The 11995-nt window shown below is 70.0% G+C and carries 10 protein-coding genes; 2 read left to right on the top strand and 8 right to left on the bottom strand.

Annotated features, from left to right (window positions below; translation table 11 throughout):
- The 7 genes from Mterra_RS22395 to Mterra_RS14005 form a co-directional block, all read right to left on the bottom strand.
- Positions 1-325 (bottom strand): competence protein (locus tag Mterra_RS22395; RefSeq protein ID WP_119315732.1); only part of this gene is annotated, 325 nt, incomplete at its 3' end.
- A 264-nt stretch (positions 326-589) separates the two neighbouring features.
- Positions 590-922, bottom strand: a complete 333-nt coding sequence (locus Mterra_RS13980; protein ID WP_036220010.1) for a M48 metallopeptidase family protein — start codon at positions 920-922, stop codon at positions 590-592.
- Positions 919-3825, bottom strand: coding sequence for a type I restriction endonuclease subunit R (locus Mterra_RS13985; protein ID WP_119315733.1), 2907 nt, complete (start codon positions 3823-3825; stop codon positions 919-921). Before Mterra_RS13985 ends, Mterra_RS13980 begins: the two co-directional genes overlap by 4 nt.
- Positions 3825-5195: a restriction endonuclease subunit S gene (locus Mterra_RS13990; RefSeq protein WP_119315734.1), complete on the bottom strand. Its 1371-nt coding sequence runs from the start codon at positions 5193-5195 to the stop codon at positions 3825-3827. Before Mterra_RS13990 ends, Mterra_RS13985 begins: the two co-directional genes overlap by 1 nt.
- Positions 5188-6597 carry an ATP-binding protein gene (locus Mterra_RS13995; RefSeq protein ID WP_119315735.1) on the bottom strand — a complete coding sequence of 470 codons (1410 nt, stop codon included), beginning with the start codon at positions 6595-6597 and terminating at the stop codon, positions 5188-5190. The genes Mterra_RS13990 and Mterra_RS13995 overlap by 8 nt, the downstream gene beginning before the upstream one ends.
- Positions 6590-8131, bottom strand: a complete 1542-nt coding sequence (locus Mterra_RS14000) for a type I restriction-modification system subunit M (RefSeq protein ID WP_119315736.1) — start codon at positions 8129-8131, stop codon at positions 6590-6592. Before Mterra_RS14000 ends, Mterra_RS13995 begins: the two co-directional genes overlap by 8 nt.
- A 63-nt stretch (positions 8132-8194) precedes the next feature.
- Positions 8195-9283: a hypothetical protein gene (locus Mterra_RS14005; RefSeq protein WP_119315737.1), complete on the bottom strand. Its 1089-nt coding sequence runs from the start codon at positions 9281-9283 to the stop codon at positions 8195-8197.
- Between the two features lie 200 nt (positions 9284-9483).
- Here Mterra_RS14005 and parS point away from each other — a divergent pair, with 200 nt between their 5' ends.
- Both parS and Mterra_RS14015 read left to right on the top strand, forming a co-directional pair.
- Positions 9484-9915: a type II RES/Xre toxin-antitoxin system antitoxin gene (gene parS / locus Mterra_RS14010; RefSeq protein WP_119315738.1), complete on the top strand. Its 432-nt coding sequence runs from the start codon at positions 9484-9486 to the stop codon at positions 9913-9915.
- Entirely contained in the window at positions 9916-10380 is a 465-nt protein-coding gene (locus Mterra_RS14015; protein ID WP_245971634.1) for an RES family NAD+ phosphorylase, read from the top strand. It abuts the gene before it with no gap.
- Positions 10381-10438: 58 nt separating this feature from the next.
- Here the strand turns inward: Mterra_RS14015 and Mterra_RS14020 are convergent, their stop codons facing one another.
- The gene (locus tag Mterra_RS14020) at positions 10439-11812 is read right to left on the bottom strand and encodes a hypothetical protein (RefSeq protein WP_119315739.1); all 1374 of its coding nucleotides are present in this window, start codon (positions 11810-11812) and stop codon (positions 10439-10441) included.
- Positions 11813-11995: the final 183 nt, after the last annotated feature.

Genomic DNA, 11995 nt, shown 5'->3' on the forward strand with positions numbered 1-11995 from the left:
GGAGCCACCCCGCCGCGGCCAGCGCCAGGCCCAGTCCCAGGCCCAGCAGCACCTGCCCCAGCACCAGCAGCGCCGCCCGCCCCCACGCGCGGGGGTCGCGCTCCTCCCCCACCGCCAGCACCTGCAGGCCCGCCAGGCCCGCCAGCCACAGCAGCGAGCTCCAGAGGTAGGGCTGCGCCCACATCAGCGCGAAGAGCGCCAGCCCCCCCAGGCAGGCCGCCGACACCCGCCAAAGCCGCGCGCGCCGCAGGGTCAGGGCCAGCCCCAGCGGGGCCAGCACGCCGCCCGAGAGCAGCGCCAGCACCAGGTAACGCCACGAACGCATGCGCCCATGGTAGGAGACGCCGCGTGGGCCTGCCGGGGAAAGATGAGAGCTGCCGCGCCCCCCGCCGGGGACGATCCCCTTCGGGACAGAGCAAGCTCTGTACACCAGACGGACGACCCCCTTCGGGACCGGCTGACGCCGGTACACCGAACGGACGACCCCCTTCGGGACGCCGCCGCCTCCGGCGGCGGGAGGCCGGTACACCGAGAGGCGGCGGCGAGCCCTCTGGCGGGAGGGCCTGGCTCGAGGCGTCCAGCCCCAGCCTCAGACGCCGGGCAGCCTGCGGGCTTCCCCCGCCCACCCCAGCCCCCGCGCCAGGTAGGCCCGCATCAGCGCCCGGAAGCGTTTGTCGTGCCGCGGGCCGCCGAGCTTGAGGTGCAGCAGCTCGTGCACGATGACCTCCCGCCGGAAGGCGGCGGGCTGGGCCAGCAGGTCGGTGCTGAAGGTCAGGCGGCCCCGCCGTGAGCAGCTCGCCCACTTGCTCACCATCGGGCGCAGGTGCAGCTCGCGGTACTCCACCCCCACCCGCGCCGCCCAGGCCCGCACCTCGGCCTTGAAGACCTCGGCGGGGACCAGCCGCTCCAGGCGCTCGCTCACGCCCGCCTCCCCTTGAGCGCCAGCACGATCTGGTCGGCCAGGGGCACCAGGCGCTCCTTAGCCACTCCCGCCTCCACCAGCTGGCGGTAGAGCGCCCTGCGCACCTCCCGCTCCTGATCGGACAGCTCCTGCCAGTGGGGGTGCTGCTCAAACACCGCTTGCATGGCCTGGGCCGCCGCCTGGGCGTTCGGCAACCCCTCCCGCTGGAGGATCCAGTAGACGGTGAAGACCCGGGCGTCGAGCCCCTTCTCGGCCAGCTCGGCCTCGGCCTGGTTGATCTCGGCGATCAGCGCCTTGAGCTCCTCCAGCGCCGCCTGGGCGTCCTTCTGGCGCTGCTGGAAGGCCTGGATCACCGCCTCGGCCCGCTCGCCGATCCCCACCAGGAAGGGCTTGGCCCCCAGCTCGGCCCCGACCTTGGCGGCGATCGAGCGCACCAGGTTGAACACCTCCACCGCCGGGGGCCGCTTGCGCTTGGCCAGGGTGTCGAGCAGCTGCTCGTTGATCTCGTAGAGCTCGAGGGCCTGCCCGACGTCGCCGGCCTGGGTCCGGGCCTGCACCAGCTCGGCGGTCTTGCGCAGGAACTCCCGGTCGACCGGCGCCCCGCCCTCGTAGGCCTCCTTGAGCATGCGCACCATGCGCGAGAGCAGGTCGTAGTCGTCCAGGTAGGGCCGCAGGAAGGCGTCGGGGGAGAGCACCTCGAAGGCGTCGGAGGCCGACTTGTAGAACTCGTAGAGGTCCTGGCGCTCCTCCTCGTCGCGGAAGTGCATCAGCACCCGCTCGGCGGCCTTGTCGGGCGGGGCGCTCGGGTCGAGCAGCGGCAGGTACCGGCTGCGGAAGACCCCCATCAGCTGGGCGAAGTGTTCCTTCAGCACGCCCAAGTCCCTGACCACCTCGACCACGTCTTGCGAGTCGAAGGCCAGAGCCTTCTCCAGCCGCTCGAAGACGCCCACGAAGTCCACGATCAGCCCGCTGGTCTTGCCCTGGTGGGGCCGGTTGACCCGGGCGATGGCCTGCAGCAGCACGTGGTCGCGCATCGGCTTGTCCAGGTACATGCACAGCAGCACCGGGGCGTCGTAGCCGGTGAGGAGCTTCTCGGTGACGATGAGGATCTGGGGGTTGGCCTCCTTGCGGAAGGCGTCGCGCAGGGCGCGCTCCTGGTCCTCGCCGAGGTGATAGGCCTTGAGCCGGGGCGGGTCGTTGTGGGCGGGGCTGATCACCACCGCGCTGGCCTCGGGGGGCGGGTAGCGCCCGGGGTCCTCCCGGTGGAGCCGGTCGAGCGCCTCCTTGTACAGCGCGCAGGCCTCGCGGTCGACCCCCACCAGGAAGGCCTTGAAGCCCAGCGGCTTGACGTAGTCTTGGTAGTGCTCGGCCACGAAGCGCGCCACCCGCTCGACGCGCTGGGGGTTCTTGAGCATGTTCTTCAGCGTCACCGCCCGCTCCAGCACGCTGTTGAGCTCCTCGACGTCGGAGACGCCCTCGGCCTCCTTGAGGCTCAGGAACTCCCGGTCGAGGGTCTCGCGGTCCACCCGCAGCTCGTTGGGGGCCAGGGTGTAGTGCAGCGGCACGGTGGTCCCGTCGGCGATGCTCTCACGGATGGAGTACTTGTCCAGGTAGCCGCTCTCGTCGTCGGCCCCGAAGATCTCGAAGGTGCTCCGGCCGCGGCTGCTGCGGTCGATGGGGGTGCCGGTGAAGCCCATCAGGGTGGCGCCCGGCAGCGCGGCCATCAGGTAGCTGCCCAGGTCGCCCCCGGTGGTGCGGTGGGCCTCGTCCACCAGCACGAAGATGTTGCGGCGCGGGTTGATGCCCGCCGCCATGCCCTCGAACTTGTGGATGGTGGTCACGATCAGCCCGCGGTAGTCGTCCTGCAGCAGCTCGCGCAGGTGGCGCTTGGACTCCGCCAGCACCGCGCCCGCGAGCCCCACCGAGGCCAGGTTGGAGAAAAGCTGCTGCTCCAGCTCGTTGCGGTCGACCAGCATCAGCACCGTGGGGCTCTCGAACAGCGGCTCGTCGAGGAGCTTACGGGCCAGCACGATCATGGTGAAGGTCTTGCCCGAGCCCTGGGTGTGCCAGACCAGGGCCCGCTGCTTGTGCGGGTCGTGGGCCCGGCCCAGCGCCCGCTCCACCGCCCTGATCTGGTGGGGCCGGAGCACCACCTTGGAGAGCTCCCCGTCGCGGCGGGTGAAGAGCACGAAGTCGGCGAGCACCCGCACCAGCCGGGCAGGGTGCAGGAAGGTCTTGACCAGCGTCTCGAAGTCCCCCGCGGCCTCGTCGCGCCAGTTGAGGAGGGCCTTGCGGCCGAGGTTCCAGGTGGGCCCGTAGTAAAACTGCACCAGGTGGGTGAGGGTGAAGAGCTGCTCGAGGGTGAGCAGGGGCGCCCCCTCGCGGTGGTAGCGCCGCACCTGCTCGAGCGCCTCGGCCATGCCCTGCAGCTTGTGGGCCGACTTGGTCTCGACCAACAGCAGCGGGATGCCGTTGACGAAGAAGGCCGCGTCAAGGCGGATGGGGTCGGTGCCGCCGGTGTAGCGCAGCTCGGCGGTGGCGTGGAAGGTGTTGGCCCTCCAGTCCGCCGGGTCCATCAGCCGGGCGTTCTTCTCCCGGCCCTCCTGGGGCAGGAACACCGTCTTGAGCCCGTTGAGGTACTCCCAGGCCTCCAGGTTCCCCTCCAGCCCGGGCCGCACCCGCGCCAGCCGCGCGGCCAGCTCCTCGGCCTGGGGCAGGTCCACCACGCCGGGGTTGAGCCGCTGGGCCTGCTGGAGGAATACCTCGTGCAGCAGCAGCCCGCCGGTCCCGCGCCGCAGCCGCTCGGCCTCCTGCGGGTCAAGCAGCGTCCAGCCGACCTCTTCGGCGTAGCGCAGGAGGGGGTTCTGCACCGCGTCGCGCTCACCGCCCAGCCGGTGCGCCATCACCCCACCCCCAGCAACTGCGCGATCTGGTTCACCCGCACCTTGCCGGTCATGAGGTGGTGTAGGAGGGATTGGAAGAGGGCATCGAGGGAGGCGAGGCGCTCTTGCTCTGCTTCAAGCTTGGCATCTATGCCTTGCAAAAGGGCTACCATCGAGGCTTGTTCGGCTGAAGGGGGGATCGGCACCTTGAAGCCTGCCAGCTTTGAAGCACTGATGTTGGACTGACTCACACCTCGGCTCGCAAGAAGCTTTAAGCGCGCCTGGGTCGTTTCCGCATTCATGTAGTAGTTGAGGTATTCCGGTAAGCACTGCTCTTTATCCAGAGTGACCCGAACGAGATATGAGGCAAAAACGAAATCGCCTTCCAGATCGAACAGCGCGGTCTTGCCGACCAGCTCGAAGCTGTTAGTCCGGTTGAAGAGGATATCGCCCTTTGACAACCTGTACTTCTCAATGTCTCTGTGGTCTAGCTCGACGTACTGAAGGTTCGAAACGTCGAGACGACCATCGACAAGGTTGTTCATTCGGAGCATTGGAAGAGACCCCTGCTGCTCTCCCCGCTGAGATGTCCCGTACTGACTTCGTGTAGCAATGTCCCTAACCAGCCGTACCTCCCAATGACGGGGTATATCGCCGACCTCTGTCGGCCTAAGCATGACTATGCTCGCTTCCCCCACCGGCACCGGGCCGTAGGTGAACAGGTGGCGCATCAGGCTCTTCTTGAGCTCCCTGGCCTCGGCGATGACCTGCTCGGTGGCCTCCTTGGCCCGCTGGACGGTGCGGAGGACGTGGGCGATGGCGCGTTGTTCGGGGAGGGGCGGGAGAGGTATCTGAAGGTTGAGCACATCCTGACGCGGAACTCCCTTGATCGTTGTGCCACGCTTATTCTCCCGGAACCACCTTTGGTAGCGCTCAGCCTTGAGTAAATAAGCAGCGAAGCGCGCGTCTAAACGTTCATTCAGCACCAACGCTGTGAGGTCCTGGTTAATTGCCACGTCGAAGGTCGTCACCACTGCCTTGCCTACTCCAACGCGTGTACCAATCAGGAGGCTCCCTTGGGGAACTAGGGTCGAAGCAGAGCTTTTTAGACCCTCCTCCGATATTGTTCGCTGGAAGCCGCGCAGCTCGGCATCGAACTCCCCAATGACCGCCGTTGTAGTCCAGGGGATAGGTCCACTCCAATATGCCGGGTTTTTGGTAGAGGGAGTCCCACCTCCAAATGTGTGAAGTGTCACCTGATGCAACTGGACTACGTCCCAATCTTGCGGCAGCATGCCCATCTGGGTCATCTTGAATTCCTTGGATAACGCATCAGCTTCGGTAGGCGGAGGTGCTGTATCTGGCTTTATGGCTTCATAGGGTTCAGGCATGACTGCCTCCAGTCCCGTTTGACCCCTTTGTGGCCCCTTCCTGGCCCCTTTGGCCCCTTCCTGGCCCCTTCAAGACATACCGCGTCCCCTTGCCGGTTTCCCCCACCCGCTCGAGGATGCCCCACCCCGTCAGCTGCTCCAGGTCACGGCTGGCGGTGCGCTTGGAGACGCCCGCGACCTCCTGGTACTCACGGTTGGTGATGCCGCCGTGCTCCTTGGCGTACATCACCCCCCGCACCTGCCGCTCGGAGAGCCCCCGCGCCCGTAGCAGCTCGGGCGTGTAGGCGTCCTTGAGGAGGGTCAGGCGGAACCCACCGGCCTCCTCGGCCATCTCCGGCTCGGGGAGGCCCTGTTCCCGGAGCGCCTGGCGCATGCGGGTGATCCCCGAGCCCCAGCGCTCGACCAGCCCGGCGTAGTAGAACACCTGGGCGATGGCCGGGTTGCGCAGGCGCGAGGGGTGGTCCTCGCGGCGGAGCACCTCCACGGTGAGCCCGCCGTAGAGCTCCCCGGGGTTCCACAGCCAGAGGCGGTCGGGGTAGAGGCGCAGCTGGATGTCGTCGGGGTCGGCGTAGTCCCGGTGTATCAGGGCGTTGAGCACGGCCTCGCGCAGGGCCTCAGGGGGGTAGGGCCAGACCTCCTGGCGCCGGAGTTCGTCCACGCCCAGGCCGCCCGGCTCGACCCGGTATTCGACGCCGAGGCTGTCCCGCAGGTACTCCATCACGCCCTCGAGCTGATCCCACAGGCTGCCGTCGAAGGTGCGCTCGCCGCTGATCAGCGTGCCCCGGAATCGGGCCGCCCGCAGCACGGCGGAGGGGAAGAGCCGCTGGGGTTTCCGGGCGAAGAGGAGCACCCCCGCGTGGGTGAGGCGGCCCTCCCGGAGCAGGCCCAGGTTCTCCAGCACCCGCTCCGGCGGGTCGCCCTCGCTCAGCACGGGCAGCCGGGGCCTGGCCCGGCCGACGAAGCGCCCCAGGGCCTCGGCGTCCGCCTCCTCCGGCCCCCAGGGCGAGAGCAGGCCGTCCCAGGTCTGGCCGGTGCGCTGCATGAAGCGCCGGGCGATCTCCTCGCCGGGCATGGTGCGGTTGGTGCTGCCCACCCGCACCAGGTAGCGGCCCCTGCAGGCCACCGGCACCACCGAGGGCTCGACCCCGACCTCCAGCACCTCGCGTCCTTCCAGCTGGACCGGGCGAAGGGCTGGGGCCAGGCCCAGCAGGTCGTGGATCTGGTTGGCGATGCGCCGGACCTCCGGGTCGCCGCCGCCGAAGCCCACCACCTCCCCGCCGTCGCTCACGCCCACGTAGAGGGTGCCGCCCCGGTGGTTGGCGAAGGCGGCGAGGTCTTCGAGGGCGGTGGGGCTCCACTGCTCCTTGAACTCCACCGTCTCGCCCTCGCGCAGCTCAGGCATGCAGGCCTCCCAGGCCCAGGGTGTGCAGCACTTTATCCAGCTCGGCGTCGGCGGCCTGGCGCTCCTCCTCGGCCTCGCGCAGCCTCACCACGGCCTCCTCCAGGGGCAGCACCTCCTCGGCCCCGTTCTGGCTCACGTAGCGCGAGGGCGAGAGGTTGTAGTCGTGCCTGGCGGCCTCCTCCAGGCCGATGACCGCCGAGAGGCCCTCCTCGGCCCGCCACTCGTGGTACAGCCGGGCCACCTGCTCCACGTGCTCCTCGGTCATCTCGTTCTTGGGCCTGCCCTTGACGAAGAGCTTGGAGGCGTTGACCAGGAGGATCTCTTTGGGGCGGCGCTTGGCGCGGTTGACCACCAGGATCACGCCGGGGGCGGTGGTGTTGAAGAAGAGGTTCTCCGGGAGCAGGACCACCGCCTCGACGAGGTCGGCCTCCACGAAGCGCCTGCGGATGTCGCGCTCCTTGTTGCTGCCGCTGGCGCCGCTGCCGCGGCTCACGGCCCCGGTGTCGAGGACCACCGCCATGCGCCCGTCGTCCTTGAGCGAGGCCAGCATGTGCTGCACCCAGCCCCAGTCGGCGCTCGAGGCCGGGGGAACGCCGAAGCCGAAGCGGGCGAAGGGGTCGCTCTCGTAGAGGGCGGCGGGGACGGTCTGGTTCCACATGGGGTTGGCCACGATCAGGTCGAAGCGCTTGAGGCCGGAGCCCTCCAGGTGGCGCGGGTTGGCCATGGTGTCGCCGAGCCTGATGTCGGCGGTCATGTCGTGCAGGAAGGCGTTCATCATGCCCAGCGCGTAGGTGGTGGCCTGGAACTCCTGGCCGTACAGCCGCAGCGGCTTGAGGTGGCCGGGCAGCTTGAGGTGGCCGTTCTCCTGCACCCCGTGGCGCTCGAGCAGGTCCAGGTGGGCCTTAATCAGCAGCCCGGCCGAGCCGCAGGCGGGGTCATAGGCCTCCTGGCCCGGCTCCGGGCGCAGGAGGCGGGCCATCAGCACGCCCACCATGCGGGGGGTGTAGAACTCGCCCGCCGACTGGCCGACGTCCTCGGAGAACTTCCTGAGCAGGTACTCGTAGGCCCGGCCCAAGAGGTCGGGCTCCACGTCGGCGAGGCCCAGCCGCTCCTTGGACAGGGCCTCGATCAGGGCCTTGAGGTAGTCGTCGGGGACGATGCGCTGCCCGGCGGCGGTGGCGTTGAAGTCCACCACGTCCACCACCCCGGAGAGCGCCGGGTTGGCCTGGGCCACCGCCCGCACCGCGTCGGTGAGCCTCTCGCCCAGGCCGCCCTTGGGCAGGGTGCGCAGGTAGCCCCAGCGGGCGTGCGGGGGGATGTAGAAGCGCACCAGGTTGCGGTCGCCCTCGGCCAGCGCCTCCGCGAGGTCGCCGAACTCGCCCTTCAGGCGGGCCAGCTCGTCGTCGAACACGTCGGAGAGGCGCTTGAGGAACACGAGGGGGAGGATGTAGTCCTTGTACTTGGGCGCGTCCACCGGGCCGCGGATGGCGCAGGCGGCTTCCCAGAGCCAGGATTCGAGGGTCTTAAGCTCCATGTTACGCCAACAGCATACCCCGGCATGGGGGGCGGCTCGAGGCCTGCTCGGCGCGACCCCGGCTCAGCCCACCTCGCAGCTGCCGCCGGGACGCCGCCAGGCGGTGGGGCAGAGCTTGGGGTTGAGGCTGGGGCGGGCGTAGTAGTCCACGTCGGGGTGGATCGGGCCGCTGCGGGAGCTCTCCTCGTAGGCCTCGAGCAGCCCCACCTGCTCGGGGTCGCTCACCTCCTCCACCCGCCAGCCCTCGCCGAGCTCGCAGCGCACCCCGCCGGGGGCCGCGGGGTCGTCGTAGGCCCCGAAGCCCCGGTTGTAGGCCCGGAACCAGCGCCCCTCCCAGGCCTGGCGCACCCGCCCCGTCCCGTAGCTCTTGGAGATCATCACCGCGCTGTGGGCCCGGCCGTCGAGGTAGGTCTGGTCGCTGTTGGTGGGCCCCAGGCTGAAGGTCCCGGGTCCCTGCCCCTTGGGCCTGCCCGCGTAGACCCCGTCCTGCCAGAGGTAGCTCACCATCCAGTTGGGCTCACGGCCTGAGGGGGCGTTGTCCCCACCCATCGAGAAGACCTCCCCCCACAGCCCCTTGTCGATGAGGGACCAGGAGGGGTTGGGCTGCCAGTCCTGGCGGATGCAGGCCTGGAAGGCCCCCCCGACGCTCACCGTGCGCAGGTAGCCCCGCACGCGGTCGTCGGTGGGGGCCGCGTCGCCCCAGGGGAACTCGGGCAGCACCTCGAAGCTCACCGGGCCGTCGGGGAAGACCAGCTTCGGGGGGAAGCCCGAGTCGTCGAGGCGGAAGGGGTAGACCCACCGGAAGCGCCGCCCGCCGTAGACCCTGGTGGGCGAGAGGTCCTGGGCCCACACCTCGAGGCGCCCCTCGCGCAGGCGGAGCATGGAGATGGCGAAGTAGGAGGGAACCAGGTCATCGTTCAGGTTAAGCTGGGTCATGTAGTCGCGCCAGGCCCCGTCCCTGGGGGCCACGTAGACCTGGGCCCCGAACTCGGGAAGGGTCTGCTGGAACTTCAGGGAGAACCCCTCCTGCCCCAGCAGCAGCGGCCCCTGGGCCGGGGGGTCCTGCACCGGAGGGGGCGAGGGCGGGGGCTCGGTCTGGCGGCAGGCCGCGGCCAGCAGGAACACGGCCAGCAGGGGCAGCAGCGTCTTCATGGCTTTATTCTAGGCAGGACCGGAACAGGGGAGCGGGGCAGGATGAGAAGCCCCACGGTTCAGGCACAGGGCCCCCGGGTGGTAGCCGTCGCGCTCGAGGCCAAGCCGACCGGCGCTGCGCCCGCCGAACCGGATTGGAAGGCTCGACACGCATCCGCCAAATGGACGTTGTAAGATTCCAGACGGAACGGTGAGACGCCATGACAGCGACCCTGCACGACCCCGCCCTCGAGTCCCTCGCCCTCTTCGGGTTGCACCCGCGCGACACCCAGGAGGGCATCCGCTACCTGCTGGACGGCCTGCCCGCGGAGGGCTGGGACCGGCTGCTGGAGCGCCTGGGCGTGGGCGAGCGGCGCCTGGCCTGGGTGGTGCGCATCCCGACCACCACCCTCCACCGGCGCAAGCAGAGCGGCCGCTTCACCCCGGAGGAGAGCGAGCGGCTGTGGCGGCTGGCCCGGCTGGTGGCCCACGCCGCCCAGGTCTTCCGCACCCCTGAGGGGGTCGCGCGCTGGTTCAGCCGGCCCAACCGGGCGCTGGGCGGGGCCACCCCGCTGGAGTACGCCCGCACCCCGCTGGGGGCGGAGGAGGTGGAGCGGGTGCTCGAGCGCATCCTCGACGGGGGCCCGGCCTAGATGCCGCGGCTGCAGGCCTGGCGCCTGGTGGCCCACCACCGGGCCGAGACCGCCTTCGACGGCGAGGGCAGCTTCCGCTACGGCAACCGCTGGAACCACCCCGGCACCCGCGTGGTGTACCTGGCCTCCACCGCCAGCCTGGCCGCGCTGGAGGTGCTGGTCCACGCCGAGAGCTACGCCGAGCTGCCGGAGTACCTGGCCTTCCCGGTACGCTTCGACGAAAGCCTGGTGGCGGAGCTACCCGAGCTGCCCCCCGATTGGCAGCAGAGCCCTGCCCCCCAGAGCACCAAAGACTTAGGAAGTGCATGGGCCCGGAGCAACCAAAGCCTCCTGCTCAGGGTGCCGAGCGCGGTGGTGCCCTGGGAGCACAACTACGTGCTCAACGTCTCTCATCCGCAGTACCGCCGGGTGCACGTCGGCGAGCCCCGGCCCTTCGCCTTCGACCCCCGCCTGCTCAAGGGCTGACCGGGGCGGGGGTAGATTCCCTTCGGGACGCCCTGATGGGCGTACACCCGGCGGAGCCTCAGGGGTTCTCCCGCCCCGCGTAGAAGCAGGCGGGCAGGGTTTCCCCGTCCCCGAGCACGAACTCGCGGGCGGGGTCCAGCGGCACGCCGCAGAGGTGGCTGAAGCTGTATCGGCCGGGCAGCACCGCCACGTCGCCGGGGCCGCTGAACTCGTAGCTGCGGCCCACGGTGAGGTTCTGCGCGCGGGTGTAGCCCGCGAGGGAGAGGGTCACGACGGCCCGACCCGACACCTCGAAGCGGTCGGTGATCACCCGCTCGCTCGGGCGGGGCGTGGGGCTGACGTCGATGCGGGTCACCCGCTGGGCCTCGTCGCCCTCCCACCTGTAGGACACGCTGCCCTCGAGGTGGGGGTTCAGGGGCAGCGAAAGCGGGTCCTGCGGGGTGTCGGTGGAGGTCCGGGCTACCGGGGCCTGTTTCGCGCAGTAGCGGCGGTCGTTCTCGCCGTAGTCGTATTCCAGGCACACCGAGGGTTTCCAGCCCCGGCCTACGGCGAACGACCCGTCGGCGGGCCAGGAGGCGTCGTTGAGCAACGGCGTTCCGTCGGCCGTCACCCAGGTCTGCCACGGGACGGGGCTCCCCCCGATTTCCAGCCAGGCCCCGACGCTGCCGTCGGGGTCGCGGGGGTAGCCCTCGGGGTTGTAGCGCAGGGTCACCGGGTCCACCACGGCCTCGGCGTAGCCGGCGATGCCGGCGGCCCCCCCGGCGCAGTAGACCCGGGTCCTGACGTGGTAGATCTTCCCCGGCTGCATGCGCTTGGGGTCCACGCGGAAGCGACCCTCGAAGCCGCTGACCGCCGCACAGCCCCCGCCCCCGCCGTACTCGAAGGTGATGGCCGGGGCCGATGGGGACAGCGGGATGGCCTCGGTGTAGGTCTGGGTCACGGAGGTGTTGGGCCACCAGAACAGGCTCACCAGCCCGAAGGACAGCGCCCAGGCCGTCCCCCACAGCAGGTTGTTGTAGTCGATGCCGCTCTTGGTCAGCACCGCCCGGCCGTTGCGCCGGAGCACCCCGTCCTTGACGTCCACCCGGTGGTCGATGCGCAGGTAGGCCACGTCGGCGCTCCTGTAGGTGACGGCGGCCCGCCGCACCGCCCCCGCCGCCAGCGTGACCGGTTGCGCGTAGGTGTTCACCAGGGCGCGCGTGGTGGGGTCCTGCGGCTTGATCTCGCGCCCCTGGGCGTAGGGCACGCTCAGGGCGGTGACGGCGTAGGTCTTCTCGTTCGTCTCCCCGAGGTCGAAGGCCAGGCAGCGCTCGCCCCACGCGCGCACCTCGGCCTTCTGCACGAACTCGCGGGGGGGAGAGTCGCAGGCCCCCGCCAGCGCGGGCGCAAGGGTCAGCAAACCGATGGCGATGAGGATGGTTGCCTTTCTCACTCTTTCCACCTCCTCAGGGGCACCTGTAGACCTGGGCGTTGGGGTCCACCGCGCTCCCGTCGGAGGGGTAGACGCACACCCGGGGAGCTACCCCCGGCGCCCCACCCTCGAAGCGCACGCCCAGCTCGAGCATCCCCGGGTAGCGCTCGAAGCGGTAGCGCACCGCCCCCGCGTCGCCCACCC

The sequence above is a fragment of the Calidithermus terrae genome (assembly GCF_003574345.1).
Lineage (GTDB): Bacteria > Deinococcota > Deinococci > Deinococcales > Thermaceae > Calidithermus > Calidithermus chliarophilus.